General features: G+C 51.3%; 9 protein-coding genes. 3 read left to right on the top strand and 6 right to left on the bottom strand.

Going from position 1 to position 15,954, the window contains the following annotated elements; all coding sequences use genetic code 11:
* Positions 1–5 precede the first annotated feature (5 nt).
* The 4 genes from rnfG to N7E73_RS13140 form a co-directional block, all read right to left on the bottom strand.
* Positions 6–575, bottom strand: a complete 570-nt coding sequence (gene rnfG / locus N7E73_RS13155) for an RnfABCDGE type electron transport complex subunit G (protein ID WP_432735304.1) — start codon at positions 573–575, stop codon at positions 6–8.
* A gap of 3 nt (positions 576–578) precedes the next feature.
* On the bottom strand, positions 579–1,550 hold the full coding sequence (locus tag N7E73_RS13150; RefSeq protein ID WP_432735303.1) for an RnfABCDGE type electron transport complex subunit D: 972 nt from the start codon (positions 1,548–1,550) through the stop codon (positions 579–581).
* Between the two features lie 407 nt (positions 1,551–1,957).
* A complete protein-coding gene (locus N7E73_RS13145; RefSeq protein WP_432735302.1) occupies positions 1,958–3,103 on the bottom strand; it encodes a 4Fe-4S dicluster domain-containing protein in 1,146 nt (381 codons plus the stop codon).
* Positions 3,104–3,108: 5 nt separating this feature from the next.
* Positions 3,109–3,585: a cytochrome c3 family protein gene (locus N7E73_RS13140; protein ID WP_432735301.1), complete on the bottom strand. Its 477-nt coding sequence runs from the start codon at positions 3,583–3,585 to the stop codon at positions 3,109–3,111.
* Between the two features lie 1,002 nt (positions 3,586–4,587).
* Here N7E73_RS13140 and N7E73_RS13135 point away from each other — a divergent pair.
* The 3 genes from N7E73_RS13135 (at position 4,588) to N7E73_RS13125 (ending at position 11,947) form a co-directional block, all read left to right on the top strand.
* Complete coding sequence (locus N7E73_RS13135) at positions 4,588–6,621, top strand: methyl-accepting chemotaxis protein (RefSeq protein WP_432735299.1); 2,034 nt, start codon at positions 4,588–4,590, stop codon at positions 6,619–6,621.
* A gap of 427 nt (positions 6,622–7,048) precedes the next feature.
* On the top strand, positions 7,049–11,026 hold the full coding sequence (locus N7E73_RS13130) for a response regulator (RefSeq protein WP_432735298.1): 3,978 nt from the start codon (positions 7,049–7,051) through the stop codon (positions 11,024–11,026).
* Positions 11,027–11,947, top strand: a complete 921-nt coding sequence (locus tag N7E73_RS13125; protein ID WP_432735297.1) for a diguanylate cyclase — start codon at positions 11,027–11,029, stop codon at positions 11,945–11,947.
* Here the strand turns inward: N7E73_RS13125 and N7E73_RS13120 are convergent.
* Positions 11,944–12,723: a substrate-binding periplasmic protein gene (locus tag N7E73_RS13120; RefSeq protein WP_432735296.1), complete on the bottom strand. Its 780-nt coding sequence runs from the start codon at positions 12,721–12,723 to the stop codon at positions 11,944–11,946. The genes N7E73_RS13125 and N7E73_RS13120 overlap by 4 nt on opposite strands.
* Before the next feature lie 38 nt (positions 12,724–12,761).
* Positions 12,762–15,791, bottom strand: coding sequence for a PAS domain S-box protein (locus N7E73_RS13115; RefSeq protein ID WP_432735295.1), 3,030 nt, complete (start codon positions 15,789–15,791; stop codon positions 12,762–12,764).
* Positions 15,792–15,954: the final 163 nt, after the last annotated feature.

The raw sequence follows: 15,954 nt of genomic DNA, 5'->3' as shown, positions 1-15,954 counted from the left end.
ACTCCTTAGGACTTCTTCCAGACCAGATTGATCTCGGGCTTGATGGACTGGTATGTTTCAATGGCCTTGCGCACGGCATCAACCGTACCCACGGAGGAGTAGGTAGCACCGGCGATGGAATCAATGTCCCCGCCTTTGGAGGAGAGCTGCATGGATTCAAGGCCGTGACCGGCAAATTTACGGGTGAACGAAGGTTCGGTCACGCGTGTTCCAAGACCTGGTGTTTCGGTCTGGGTGGTGATGCCGATTCCGAGGAGCTCGTCCTTGTTCACATCGAATCCGACCATTACGCCGATGTCACCTGAATAACCGGGAGCAAATGCTTCCAGTGCCACTCCGACAAGCTTGCCGTCCTTCATGGCCGGAAATACAGTGACGTTCTTGATGGTCACACGTTCCTTGATGGGATCGTTGTCACGGTTCGCGAGCACGGAGAGGAGTGCCGGGCCCTGCACATAGGTCAGGACCTGCTGTTCTATCTGACTTTTGGTGGCCTGTTTCAGGTTTACCAGCACCGCACCGGAGGTGGCGCAGATAATGGACAGGACCACGATCATATGAAGTATTTCACGCATGGCTTATCTCACTCCGAAAGGTTTGGGGCGAACCCGGTCCAGAAGAGGGGTCAGCAGGTTTGCCACCATGATGGCAAAGGGCACACCGTCGGGATAAACACCGTAGACACGGATGATAATGACCATTACCCCGGCGATAAGTCCGAAAAGGATCTGCGGGATCATGCCCACCGGGCTGGATGACACATCCGGTGCAAGGAAGAAGGCACCGAAAACAACGGAACCGGTCAGCAGGTGGAAAAGCGGATGAGCGTACATTTCCGGGTCGATCATCCAGAAGAGGGTCGCAGCAGCAGCCACGCCTATGAGGAACGCAGCGGGAATGAATATGCGGACCCAACCGGTAGCCACGAGGAAGATTCCGCCGATCAGCACACCGGCTATCTGGGAAGCACCCAGTCCGCCGAGCTGGCGTCCGAGGAAGAGATCGGTATTGTTGAACTGGTCAAGCGACGCAAGGCCGAAGTGTTTGAGCTGGTCCAGAGGCGCGTTGATCATGAAGTGGGCCAGATTGTAGTCTATATCCATGTCCAGGGGCCAGGAAAGACGACAGAAAGCCCAGGCAACCAGAGGAGCACAGATGGGATTCACGCCGTAACCTCCGAACACGGTACGTCCGAGCACGATGGTCAGCGCACCGCCGCAGGCCACCATCCACCAGGGAGCCCCGGCAGGCAGCAGGAAGGCGAAAAGAATACCCTCGTACAGCGCGGTCATATTGTCCACATTGACGTCACGCTCCTGAAGCCTGAGGCATAAGGCCTCGGCAATGACAGCAGCGGAACCGGCGATACCCACGGTAGCAAGCGCAGGCAGGCCGAACATATTGAAAGCCATGATCAGTGCGGGAACCAGAGCCAGAAGATGATTCTGCATCATCTTCTCCACAGTGCGCTTGCTGCGCCAGTGCGGCGCGGGCGAAACCGTGAGTCTGACCGCAATGTCGGACATTGCTTTGATTACTGGAGGAGTCATTTTATATTAACCCTTGAAGCTTGTATGTTTAGCCGCGATCCGGCAAACCCCTGTATGATTATCCAATCAAGAAAGAGCGTCTGAGTATCCGATATTTCATTAGAAAGCTTCCGGCGGCCTCGCTGGGCACTTGCCTTCGGCGACCCTGCCGGGGGCCTTAAACCCTTTTGCAAAAGGGTTTAAGAATCCCAAAAACTTTTATTACGCTTCACTGCCCATTGCGGCAGAACGTCATAATCAAAAAGTTCCGGTTTTTCTTAATTGCTTTTCAGTACAACAAATAAGTCAAACGGTTGCTGTCCCGATCACGGGTTACTCAAACTCTTCCCTCAGGGAGTCCAGAGAGGCTTGGACCTTCTGGCCGCCGGAGGCGAAATCAAATCACCGCAAAAGCGCGAAGCGCCTCACTATGCCTTTTCAGACTGACCGCTGGCCCGGAGCTGCTCCTTGGCAAAACGGATGTACTGAAGGATGGGGCGACGTACCGTACAGTTGAAGGAGCACAGACCGCACTCGAAACAGCTGTTCAGGTGGAACTTCTCGGCTTTATCGAACATCTCGTACTCGGCAAAACGGCTGAGCATGTTGGGCTGCAGTCTTGCAGGACAGCTGAGCACACATTCACCGCAGTTGATGCAGGTGGCATCTTCAATGGAGGGGAACTCCCCTGCGGAAATGATGAACAGGCCGTAGTCGCCCTTCTTCACGCCTTCATCAAGGCTGTAGACGGCTTCACCGCGGAACGGCCCGTCGAGTACAACCTTGTCGCCGGACTTGATTTCAATATCCAGCTCATTACAGATGTGGCGGATGGGAGTACCGAAAAGCACCCGGTAGTTGTTTCCGCCGATGGTCATTATGGTGTCTGTCACCGGCATGCCGGTCTCAAGCACCCTGCCGAGATTATAGAGATCCATGACGCTGAGCACCTTGGTGTCATCAGGAAATTCCTTTCCTGTGACCTTCTTGACTACAAGGGCGTCGAGGGAATTGGGATATTTGGGCTTAACAAAAACACGCCCTGTCCCGGCCAGCTCATAAGAAGAACCCTCAGCCACCGCCAGATAGGTATGCACCGGGGTGATCAGGGATTCTGCAAGACGCAGACCGGCTTCAAGGGTCTCGCGCTCATCCTTGAGCAGCTGCTCTGCAACAGAGATACCCGGCTCAGGGTTGAGGCCGTTAATGACCAGATTGTCCGCACGGGAAGACAGGGCGGCAACGTTCATGCCCAGTCCCTGCAGAGTGCGGAGCAGGTCTTTGCCCGGTCCCATTGACTTGACATCAACCGGCTGGGCAGCATCTTCAGCACCGTCGTACTGGATGGTAAGGTGGTGATAGTTGACCTTGGTGGCCTTGCCGGAAATAGCCGCATGACATGCTGCGCCGAATTTGGCAGGACGCTCGGCAATGAGCTCACCGGCAGCCACTTTCTGGCCTTTTTTGATCTTCAGGATCTTGTTGCGCACCTGAATGTTGAGTTCCGAAGGCGCGGTGAACTCAGAGACCGTTTTCTGGACATCGGATTCCAGTGAATAGTGTATCTTGAGCATCTGTACTACCTCGCGTGACATTCGTAACAGGAATCAGGGCCGTAGGGACCGCCATCATTTTCATGGCAGCTCATGCACTGGCCGTGGAAGGCATCCGCACGCAGGGGGATGTTATCCTTGTCAGGCCTGTCCTCTTCTGCGAGGGGACCGGTGGGAACTTCGTCGTGACAGCGCAGGCACGCTTCAGTATTGGGGAAGTTCTTCTGGTGCTCAGCCCGGAACTTGGCGTCAAATGCCGCGGGGTGGCAGGAACCGCAGGGAATGGGTCTGTCCTGACCTATATCGTCATGGTGACAGGTTGCACATTCGTAGCCGTACTCACCGGCATGGGTGAAGTGGGTAAATATCACCCTACCGCCGCTGTTATCCATGACTACGCGGGCCGGATTCTCCTGCACGGCAGGCGGAAAAAGGAAACCGGCTACTGCCGCAATCATACAGACAGCAACAATAAAGGTTATTGGGATATATCTGTTCTTCAACGGATCAATCCTTAAAATTTAGAAAGATTCACGATTTAGGCGCAAAGGCCGGAAACTACCGATAGAAACGCTTTTTCAATGTTTCAGCGCAGTTTCATCCTCCGGGAAAACTAAAAGGTACATGGAACCCGTATCCTCATGCCGCCGGAACTACCCCTGCATCAAAGGAGTGCTTCCGGTTTATCCCTCTTCGCTCATCATGTTGGGGGCCTCTGGGAAAGGCCCCGTCCGCAAAATCGGACACAGAAGCTGAGCATCATTCAGCGATTGAACAATCAGCCAGCAAATTCTTCGCATTACTACTCCGATTACCCGTGCCGTCATTTCTCCAAAGACCCAAGGCAAGCATGCTATCTGGCAATCTTCTGCAACAGTGGTGTGCTTATCGCAGAGTTTGTGATTGGTCAATCATTCAGTTTGACAATAAAGCAATTTGTGTACCATTCACCTGAACCACGGCCACTTGCACTACCCTGCTCCAAATACGCCTTTAAAATTCAACAAGATAAAAGAGTAAACATTCACACTTATAGACAAGCAAATAGCTGCACACACCAATAAACAGGATTTTAATTTGTGCTTTTTTGAACATGTTTCCGAAAAATAAGACTCCGCAAAATCGGACACGCCCAAAAAAGCTTAAATTACAGCTAATTAAATATGTAAAACAGATGAAAATCATTGGTCCTGTTTTCCGGACGCAGAGCTATTCTGAAATACAAAATGGGATGATTATTTTTACCGAAACACAACTGTCATCAGATCAACATGCTAAAATAATTTAACAACTTAATTTCACAAAAACTCAGAGCTGGATTCCAAAACTAAGTAAATGTACAAAAATGAACTCAAGATAATTAATAATTGAATTCTCAACCCATAAGCATAGACAATATTATTCAGGGGATCACATACAGACATATATTAATAGATCTATGTCGCAGATATTGGGGAGAGTGAGCTGGGCATGTGGTTTAGACTCAACCGAATTCAGGGGTTAAAATGTTACTTTCAATTAAGAACAAGATCATAATGCTGTCAGCAGGGATCGCCCTGCTTGCTGCGACTTCCATCTTTTTCACCGTAACCCACTATATGGGGATAGGCTTCGCCGATGAATCCGCACGCAATATTACTGCCATGCGGAGAGTAGTAAACAGGCATATTGAAACTCTTTCCAATGAATACCTTGAAGAATCAAAACTCATCGCCAAGGATTCCGAAGTCGTTTCGGCAATAATGGGCAATGACTCCAGGGAACTTCTCAGGGTTCTCAAAACTCTGGCGGAAGAAACCAACGCCGACTTCATCACGGTCACCGACGAAAAAGGCAAAGTGATTGCCAGGACTCATTCGTTGCGCGTCGGAGATTCAATTGACACCCATGAGACAGTCAGAAAAGCACTCAATGGCGAGGCCAGATCTGGAGTTGTAGCCGGTACGGAAGTCCCTTTCTCAATCAGGGCCAGCGCACCGATCAAATTGAGCAACAGGATCATCGGGACCGTTTCTACCGGTATATCCCTTTCCGACGAAGAATTCGTCGATGATGTTAAATCCTTCACCGAACTGGAATTCACGGTTTTCAAAGGTGATACGCGCGAAATGACCACCATCGTCAAACAGGGACGCCGTGCGGTCGGGACAAAGATGACCAACCCGGAAGTGTTGAGGACGGTAATAGGCAATGGCAAGGACTTTCTTGCCCGCAACAATATTCTGGGACGCGAATACCAGACCGCATACTGGCCCATAAAAGGACTGAAAGGCGACAATATCGGCATGTGGTTCATCGGCATGCCTGTTGAAACTATGATCAAGGCCCAGAAGAACGTCACCAGATCTTCGCTTATTGTCATTGCGATAATATTCCCGCTGATAATTCTCGGTGCATGGTTCATGGCCCGTACGTTATCCAAACCCATTGTGCTCACGACTGACTACGCTTCCCACGTAGCAGAAGGCGACCTCGACCTGGAACTGAGCGTCCGCACCCATGATGAAGTCGGAATCCTTGCTGCAGCCCTGATTTCAATGGTTGAAAAGCTCAAGGAAAAAATAGCCGAAGCTCAGGAACAGACCCGTCTGGCAGCCCTTGAAACTGAAAAAGCACATCAGGCCATGCAGGAAGCTGAAGAAGCACGTTTACGCGCCGATTCAGCCAGACGCGAAGGAATGCTTCAGGCTGCCGAAGAACTTCAGGGCGCAGTAGAAATCATCTCTGCTGCATCCGAGGAACTTTCAGCCCAGATAGAACAGTCTTCCGCCGGATCTGACATGCAGAGCCAGCGGACCTCCGAGACAGCGACCGCAATGGAGCAGATGAATGTCTCGGTACTGGAAGTTGCCCGCAGCTCAGGACAGGCCTCCTCCACGGCAGGCGATGCCAAGGCCACGGCCGATCAGGGAGCAGACCTGGTGCGCAGCATGGTGACCGGAATCGCGACTGTAAAAAACTATTCCGAAGCACTTGAACAGGAGATGCAGCAGCTCGGAGCCAGCGCAGAAACAATTGGGCAGATCATTGATGTCATCTCCGACATTGCCGACCAGACCAACCTGCTGGCCCTGAATGCGGCAATCGAAGCTGCCCGGGCCGGAGAAGCGGGACGCGGCTTTGCGGTTGTAGCGGATGAAGTCCGGAAACTTGCAGAAAAGACCATGAACGCCACTGGAGAGGTGGAAAAGGCCATCGGCGGAATCCAGCGCGGCACGACCAAAAGTATCGGCCAATGTTCAAGTACGGTAAGAGAAGTAGTCTCTGTTTCCGAACTTGCCGACAACGCAGGAAGATCATTGACCGAAATCCTTTCCCTCACTGACGAAGTGTCTGACCAGATCAGATCCATTGCTGCCGCCTGTGAGGAACAATCCGCCACCTCAGAGCAGATCAACCGGGCCGTGGACGAGATAAATCACATCTCGGTTGAAACCAGCGACGCCATGCGCCAGTCATCCGAGGCAATAATGGACCTCGCCGCACAGGCGCAAAAACTTAAGTCCATCATCGACCACATGAAATCGGAAAACAGCTGAGTTCATCCGATCCAGTAATCTCCAGCCGACCCGGAAACGGGTCGGCTTTTTTATTTATTCCAAACACCCTTGAACCATCTGACCTGAACTATCAGCGACCAAGCAATCTGTACTCTTCTGGGCCAAATCCGCATCAGCAAAACAAAGGACTTGACCTCTTCCGGGTTTCAGGTAGAACACATCAATTGAAATTGATTCTCAAAACCATATTTGTACAGTGAAGGATCAGACTCGCCCTGTTCTAGCCCGGATGGCAGCAGAAATGCCCGTAAGGAGTTTAAACGGTGAAAAAAGCTACAGACTTCCGTCCCTCTACGGCTCTTCCATCCCAACAATAACCCCGGACAACATTAAACGTTACCCCGATGAAAAATTGCTCGGACCAAGTGACTACAAGCCCTTGCTCAATCCGGCCCCGGAGAGATAAATGATAAACCCCATGCGTAATATCAGTATCCGCAACAAACTTTTCATAACCTACTCGCTAGCTTTCCTGCTGTCATTCTGCGCCGGAGGATACGCCATTTACATGCAGGCGCAGGATATTCTCAAACAGACAATTGAAGGCGACCTCAAATCCGCAACTGAAACCATCCTGAGCGTTGCACGCACCTCGATCGACACTTCCATCAAGAATTACCTGCGGGCAGTGGCTGAAAAAGACTATGACATTGCCAACCAGCTCTACCGGAAGGTGCTCCAGGGACAGCTTACCGAAGAAGAAGCAAAGAATCGAGCTGCCGAAGTATTCCTCAGCCAGCATATCGGCAAAACAGGCCGGGTCTACTGCCTGAACAGCGACGGTATCATGGCAGTACACCCCAAACACAGCCTGCTCGGAGTGGACCTCAGCGGTCTGGGCTTTGTAAGAGAGCAGATCATAAAGAAAAACGGCTACCTTGAATACGACTGGAAGGAACCGCTTGAGACGGAGGCCCGTCCCAAGGCCGCAGCCATGATCTATTTCAAACCGTGGGACTGGATAATCACTGCATCCACCTACCGGGACGAATTCAATGCGCTGGTCCAAATTGACGACTTCCGCGAAAGTTTTCTTGAGCTGGGGTTCGGAAAATCAGGATATCCATTTATTTACGATTACGAAGGCAACTTCCTGATCCACCCCACATACCAAGGCATCAACTACCGGGATATCAAGGACCCGGCCCAAAAAGCTGTGGCTGAAAGAATAATCAAAGAAAAAAACGGCCATTTTGAATATGAATGGAAAAATCCGGACGACAAGGCATCCAGAAAAAAAATCGCCTGTTTCAACGACATTCCAGAACTGGGCTGGATCGTCGCATCTTCGGGCTACAAGTCAGATTTCTATCAGGCCCTGGATGACGTAGAACTGGTCATAATTAGTTCCATCGGAGCAGCCCTCCTGCTGATGCTGATCACATCGGTTTTCATCGGCAAAGCCATTTCCAGTCCCCTCGAAGAACTGCAGCAGAAATTCGCACAGGCGGCAGAAGGTGATTTCTCCGCCCGCATGGACAGGACCTCAAAGGATGAACTTGGACTCCTGTCCACCCATTTCAATAACTTCATGGAAAGGCTCAAGGAATACAGCGACATTCTCCGCGATGAAATCCGCATCCGCAAAAAGGCCGAAGAAGAAATAAAGAGCTATCAGTCCACTCTTGAGCAGAAAGTTGAAGAGCGAACCCGCGAACTCCATGAAAGCCAACGAACTCTGGCAACACTCATGAGCAGTCTTCCCGGTATGGCCTATCGGCATGACATTTCCGAAGACATGAATATTGAAATTGCCAGCAAAGGCGCCTTTGACCTTACAGGATACCACTCCGAGGAGTTCATTGATAATCCCGGAACAGAATACCGGACCCTGACCCACCCCGAAGACAGTACCAAGGTCAGGAATGAAATCATGACCGCAATCCAGTCCGGGAAACCCTTCGAGCTGTTGTACCGCATTTCCACCAGAAACGGAGAGGAGCGTTGGGTATGGGAAAAGGGACAGGCCGTATATTCTGATAACGGTGAGCCTGAGGCTGTGGAAGGTTTCATCTCTGACATAACCGACCGTAAGCTGTCGGAAGAAGCCCTGAAGAACTACGCCGAAGACCTGCGCATGGCCCGCGATGTCCAGAAGGAAAACGCCCTGCGCCTTTCAGAGACGGTAATACAGCTCGAACAGGCCAAAACAGAGGCCGATTCAGCCAACATGGCAAAAAGTGAATTTCTTGCGAATATGAGCCATGAAATCAGAACTCCGATGAACGGGGTGCTGGGCATGACCGACCTTGCACTGCGTACAGACCTCACACCCAAGCAGCGGGATTATCTTCAGAAGATCAAACAGTCGGCGCGTTCACTGCTTTCCATCATCAATGATATCCTCGACTTCTCCAAAATCGAGGCCGGAAAACTGGATCTTGAAAAAACCGAGTTCGAACTGGCCGACGTTGTTGAGAGCATTTCTGACCTATTTGCAACCACTGCTGCCGACAAGGGAATTGAGCTGGTTGTTTCAATGGCTCCCAATGTCCCGCAACGGCTCATAGGAGACCCCTTGCGGTTGGGGCAGATTCTCATAAATCTGACCGGTAATGCCATAAAGTTCACCGAAGCCGGAGAAGTTGTAGTTCGCGTCAACCCCGGAATAAACAGCAACGGTAGAACCATGCTTACGTTCTCGGTCAGCGACTCGGGAATCGGAATCGAAGAGAACAAACTGCCGCAGATTTTCGCCCCCTTCACTCAGGCTGACGGATCAACGACCCGCAGATTCGGCGGAACAGGTCTGGGGCTGACAATCACCCGACATCTGGTGGAGGCAATGGGAGGCAGAATCTGGGCTGAGAGTACTCCCGGAAAAGGTTCCACTTTCTATTTTACTGTTGAATTCGGAATTGGAACCGCTCCGTCATGCAATCTGGCAAGCACTCCCGGAGACCTTCGGGGGCTCAAGGTTCTGGTCGTCGATGACAACGAATCAGCCAGGCAGATCATGCTTGAGACCATGGAATCCCTCAATTTCAACGTGACTGCCTTAAGCTCAGGGAAACAGGCTCTCAAAGAACTGAACGAATCCGTGGACGATCCATACAGGCTTATTGTTCTGGACTGGAAGATGCCGGAAATGGACGGCATAGAACTCACGACCAGTGTCCGCAGCAATGAATTACTCCGCGATACCCCAATCATCATGATGACCGCCTTCGGACGTGAAGAAATCATGGTGAAAGCAGAAAAGGCCGGGGTCAACGCGTTTCTCATTAAGCCGATCAAACAGTCCATGCTCTTTGACACAGTCATGAACGTCTTCGACCTGAAACCCGATGCAAGCCCGTCTCTGCCTTCGCTTGCCTGCGGCTCCTGCGAATTCAACCGTAAACTATCCGGGGCAAGTGTTCTGCTGGTTGAGGACAACGCCATCAACCGCAACGTCGCCAGCGGCATACTTGAGTGCATCGGAGTAAAAATCAAAACCGTGGTTAACGGCCTTGAAGCGGTCGTGGAGATAAAGGAAAACAGATACGATGCCGTACTCATGGACGTACAGATGCCCGTGATGGACGGGCTGGAAGCCACTGCAAAAATTCGTAGCGAGGAAAAGAACCGGGCCCTCCCCATCATTGCAATGACAGCACACGCCATGAAAGGGGACCGGGAAAAATGCCTTGAAGCCGGGATGAACGACTACGTATCCAAACCCATTGACACGGAACAACTGTTCCAGACCCTATCAAAATGGATTGATCCCGCTGTGCTCACAGATGAACCTGTTGAAGCGTCGGAACTTATCGTCAGCGAACAGGAACTGCCGGCTTCCCTTCCCGGGATCGAAATTGAACTGGCTCTGAACAGAATGCTCGGCAACAGCCGACTGCTCCGGACCATGCTGCGGGATTTTGACCGGGATTTTGCAGATTCTCCGGACAAACTGCGCTGCCTGCTTGAAACAGACAGCACGGAAGAAGCCGCAAGACTTGCGCACACCGTCAAAGGTATTGCCGGGAACTTCTCCGCCTCATGGTTGTACAGCACCGCAGGCAAGTTGGAACAGGCCATCAATGCCGGGGAGAAGAATACAATAACTCCCCTGCTTGATGACTACGGCAGGGAATTGAAAGTAGTGCTGAAATCAATCCGCACGATTCCTGAAGAGGAAGGGGAACCGCTTCCTGCTTCCGGAAGCACTGACCGGACAGGTACGGATGTAGGCAAACAGATTGAAAAACTGCGCAAGATGCTCGCAGATAATGATTTCGAGTCCGAAACAGCCTACGAACAACTGGCTGCGACAATCAGAGGGTCTGAACTCCGCCCGAAACTGGGCCGGCTGAAGAAGGCAATCGATTCATTTGATTTTAAAGGTGCCCTTTATGAACTTGAAGAAATGCAGAATGATGTGGGTAAAAATCAGGATATCTAAATGAATACCGAACACCTGAAACACAAGATACTTATTGTGGACGATGCACCGGCGAACATAAAGCTCCTCGGCGCTGTCCTGCGCGAAGACTATCGCATTGCTGTTGCAAGGGACGGAATGAACGCTCTTGAAATAGCCGCTTCCGAAGACAGTCCGGACCTGATCCTGCTTGATATCGTCATGCCGGAGATTGATGGCTATGAAGTCTGCCGCAGACTCAAGAAAAACCCCGCAACCCAGAATATTCCGGTAATATTCATCACATCCAGAGATCAGGTGGAGGACGAGGCAAAGGGCCTTGAACTCGGAGCCGTGGACTACATTACCAAACCGTTCAGCCTGCCTATTGTTAAGGTAAGGGTCAAAACCCAGCTTGAGCTCAAAAGGCAGCGGGACATGCTCATGGAACTGTCCGTGATCGACCCCCTCACCGGCCTGCCCAACCGCAGGCAGCTTGAGGACCGGCTTGCACTGGAATGGCAGAGAGCCCGCCGTCATGGAAGTTCCTTGTGTGCTGCTTTCATAGACATAGATTACTTCAAAAAATTCAATGACACTCAGGGACATGCAAAAGGAGACGAATGCCTCAGGCTCGTAGCCAGAGAATTGGCCGGAAACATGAAACGCTCCACCGACCTGCTTGTGCGCTACGGTGGAGAGGAATTCGTGGCCCTGTTCCCGGACACCGACATTGACGGAGGCATGACCATAGCGGAGAACCTGCGTGCCGGCATTCAGGGACTGAATATCGAACATCACGCATCGGACAAAAAAATTGTCACGGTCAGCATCGGGGTTTCAAGCATGATTCCCGGCCACGGAAACAGCAGCGAATTACTTCTGGAAGCAGCAGACAGGGCCCTATATCAGGCTAAGGATAAAGGACGGAACCGCATCGAAGCCTATACGGAACAGACTTAATCGGAAGAGGCGGGAGTGGATCTGCTTTTTTCAAAATATCTGGAAGAAATTCGATCAACAGTGCCGTTTTGAAGCATCTTAATTAGAACGGCACTCAGCTCCCCCATACGTTCACGCCAGCGAGATCTGGCTGAAGCGCCTATATAGAGGTCTATTCTGTAATCCGGCTGGTAAGCTTCTTTCCTGATCCTGCCTGAGAGCTGCCTGCGGGCAATATCATACTCAACCTGACAGTCTGTTCCCACAATCAGGTCCAGATGTCCGGCAACAAGCATATCCAGAAGCTCTGCTTCGCTGTTCACGCCGAACTTGTTCAGGCTCGTATCTTCGTCAAATTCAGGAAAGTATACGGAATTAAGTGTGAAACCGATGCGGTACGCTTTGAGGTCAGCAAATTTTTCAACCGCAACCCTGCTCCCTTTCACGGAATAAAACGCAGGACGACAGGAGTAGTAAGGCAGCTCGGAATAAATGATGTATCCTTCACGCTCCCTGCTCTTTGCCACGCCGGTTATAAAATCACGCGAACCTTTTTCCATGTGTGTGAGGCATGCTGTCCACGGAGCCTGTTCAATGGAAAAATCAACCCCCATCTGCCTGCCTGCTGCACGCATCAGGTCAATGTCTATTCCGCCAAGCTCTCCATTATCCCCGGCTGTTACAAATGGAGGCCAGTAATCAGTGACCAGACAGGCTCCTTCAGCGTAAAGCCAATGCGGACGCAACAGAACAGACAGTGCTGCCAGCACGGATAAAAATACTGCGAAACACCTCAAACAGTCCCCTCCAGCCAGAGCTCAGATTCATAAACAACTCAGCCGCAGTTACCTACAACCCTGTTGCGACCTTCATTCTTGGCCCTGTAAAGACAACGGTCCGCCTGTTTAAGGGCCTCCTCGATGGAAGGATTGTCCATACATATCATGGTCAGCCCGATACTGACAGTAAAACGGATCACCTGTCCCCCGACCCGGACTTCGAGCTCTTCAAGAGACTTCCGAAGACGCTCCGCAGCCTGCATGGAGGATTGTATATTCCCCTGTACCAGCAGGGCGGCAAATTCCTCCCCGCCGATGCGGCCGAAAATATCCGAAGTACGCAGTGTTTCCCTGGAACAACGCACCAGCTCCTTGAGCACTTCGTCTCCGGCATCATGCCCATATGTGTCATTGATGATCTTGAAATGGTCAATATCCAGCATCAGCAGGGCAAGACTGCCACCGTAACGCACAAAACGGTCGATCTCTTCCTTGGACCTGTCGAGAAAACATCTGCGGTTATTGGCCCCGGTCAGCACATCGGTGCTTGCCATCCGCTTCAATTCATCGACCATAGCCTTTCTTTCAGACACATCACGTGCAACGGCTGTTACCTTTCCACGATCCATGTCGACATTAAGACTCCAGTCAATCCAGCGCCAGCTTCCATCGCTGCATCTGTAGCGGTTCTCGAAATTCCTTATTTCCAAACCGGACAGCAGTCGTTTCATTGATTCAACAGAAGATTCGCGGTCTTCCGGGTGGACGTAATCAATCCAGAATTTTCCTTTGAGTCTCTGCTCTTCCCAGCCGAGAATATTCTTCCAAGCGGGATTCAGTTCGACGAACCGTCCCTCCAGGTCGGTTACACAAAGCAAATCAAGGGAAAGCTCGAAGATATGCTTGCGGTCCTCCTCCGCCATCCTGACCGCTGTTATGTCGTGGGCCACAATAGCCACAAATTGTTCACCACCGTCATAAGAACTGATCGGCTGGTAAATCACCGACAAAAACCGCACTCCCAGAGCTGGAATATCAAGCCATGCTTCAAATGCCTGGATTTCACCGGAAAAAGCGGCTTCCAATTTCAGTCTGCAGTATTTTTCATAAACGTCATCACCGACCACCTCCGCAAGGGGCCGACCGATAAAATACTCCCGGGGCTGCCCGAATGAATTCACATAGGCATCGTTGACCATTACATATTTATACTCGTCGTCAACAAGCGAAACCATGTCCGGGGTTACGGCAATAATCCTTTCAAAACGCCTAAGCCGCTCCTCAAGCCTACGACGCTCGGTAATATCTTCATTGATGCCGATCATGGACTGGATGCGGCCCATCCGGTCAGGAAGCCCCAGAGCACTGGCCTTTATATTCCTGACTTCTCCCCCGGGCCAGAGAATACGGAACTCCCAGTCAAAATGCCCATCTCCCTCTATGGCATCGCTTAAGGCCATCTCCGTACAGGCCAGATCATCCGGATGCACCCTGCTGCGCCACGCTTCATATATCCCCTCAAACTCGCCCGGACTGCACTGGTAGATCTCGAACATGCGATCATCCCAGACCAGCCTTCCCTCCGTAAGTTCCCACTCCCATACGCCCAGCCCACCCGCACGGGTGGCCAGCGACAGCCGTCCTGAACTTTTCTTGAGCTGCTTTTCAACCTCCCTGCGATACTCAATCTCGCGGTTTATCTCCGCATTTTTATACTTGAGATTTGCAAGTGCCAAACTCAGTTTTTCAGTACGGTCAAAAACCTTGCGCTCAAGACCGACATAAGCGGCCATCAAGGCATCATCCGCCTGTTTGCGGCGGACAACATTCCACATGCCCTCCATCAGCATGGTCAACTGCCGCACATCTTCCTGAGTATAATCGCTTTCCTTATTGCCCACCCCGGCCAGCAGGACAATGCGGTCCCCGTCAAAAAGAGGAACATTCATGTGCCTGATCACCGGGATGTGACCATTTGGAACTCCCTTTTTATTCGGACAGGTTGCATAATCATTCGTGATAACCGGCTGACGCATCCGCACAGCATCACCCCATAATCCGGTGTCCTCCACCCGGTAGGATGCAGGGACATTTTCAACCAGGCACTGCGGCATCACATTGCGGGACCACGCGTGCAAAGTCAGCTCAGTCTCATCCTCATTCAGGAAATATATGTAGCCTATGTCGCTCTCGGTAACACTGACCGCTGCCTCAAGCGCATAGTCATAAATGCTTGTCAGTGCGGCACCGCCCATACGGGAAATGGCAGATAAAGCCTCAAAGCGAATTTCATCCAGCCTGCCGCGCGCCAGTATATTTTGCTGTTCTCCAAGGTCCTGAACAACGCACATGACCCGCTGCTTCTGGTCCACCTCGACCGCCTTCAGGGAAATATTGCCGTCCAGCAGGGTTCCCCCTTTCAATCGGTACTGCCACAAGAGCCGTTTGCTATGACCATCCAGAACCTCGACCATGACCGAAATGAACACTTCCCCGGAAACCCGCCCCCCAGGCTGAACAACAGGGGAAAGATCCATGAACGAAGAATCCAGAAGCTCCTGCCTTGAAAGGATGAAAAGTTTTGTTGCCGCCTTGTTGCAGTCAACGATTCTGCCATCCGCATCCAGAAGAAGAATGGCATCCGAGGCAGCTTCGAACAGGCTTGAAAATTTTTCCTCGCTCTTTCTGAGCTTCTCCTCGGCGAGCCTGCGTTCGGTAATGTCACGGATAATGGCGATGTGTACTTTCTCGCCGCCGAGCTCAAGCAGAGAGACATTCACACTGGCAAGAATGGGCCCCCTGTCCATTGAAAGAAGGCTGGTTTCAAAGTCCCTTACAATCCCATTTTCCAAAAGAGCTGAAAGCAAATTTCCGCGCTGGGCGGGATCACTGTAAAACGGGAGGACATTTCCGGGAATCGTATCTTCTCCGCTGTACCCGAACAGCTTCATGGCATTCTCGTTGTAGGCCACAAGATCCCCGTTTGCGGCGATTACAACAATCGCATCAGGAGAGGCTTCCAGAAACATCCTGCACATTTTGCTGTCCGCAAAAAGCTTCCTTATTGTTTCCAATGATGAATCCACCTGTTCTCCCCATAACCGGAACTTCATATCGCCGGAAAAAAGTCCATGACTATCACCTGAAACGTTAGCACATATAAAAATGAAAGACTATCGTTCTCGTTCAAGTATAATACCAAGGAAGGTTATTACTCATAAAGTAAAACGGGACGGTTTCCCTGCCGTC

Source organism: Maridesulfovibrio sp. FT414 (genome assembly GCF_050916235.1).
GTDB lineage: Bacteria > Desulfobacterota > Desulfovibrionia > Desulfovibrionales > Desulfovibrionaceae > Maridesulfovibrio.
The sequence above is the reverse complement of the archived record's forward strand: the minus strand, read 5'-3'. Positions and strand labels throughout refer to the sequence as shown.

Excerpts from the sequence above, each read along its gene's own strand:
- rnfG (WP_432735304.1), bottom strand. The coding sequence starts at position 575 with ATGCGTGAAATACTTCATATGATCGTGGTCCTGTCCATTATCTGCGCC.
- N7E73_RS13150 (WP_432735303.1), bottom strand. The coding sequence starts at position 1,550 with ATGACTCCTCCAGTAATCAAAGCAATGTCCGACATTGCGGTCAGACTC.
- N7E73_RS13145 (WP_432735302.1), bottom strand. The coding sequence starts at position 3,103 with ATGCTCAAGATACACTATTCACTGGAATCCGATGTCCAGAAAACGGTC.
- N7E73_RS13135 (WP_432735299.1), top strand. The coding sequence starts at position 4,588 with ATGTTACTTTCAATTAAGAACAAGATCATAATGCTGTCAGCAGGGATC.
- N7E73_RS13130 (WP_432735298.1), top strand. The coding sequence starts at position 7,049 with ATGATAAACCCCATGCGTAATATCAGTATCCGCAACAAACTTTTCATA.
- N7E73_RS13125 (WP_432735297.1), top strand. The coding sequence starts at position 11,027 with ATGAATACCGAACACCTGAAACACAAGATACTTATTGTGGACGATGCA.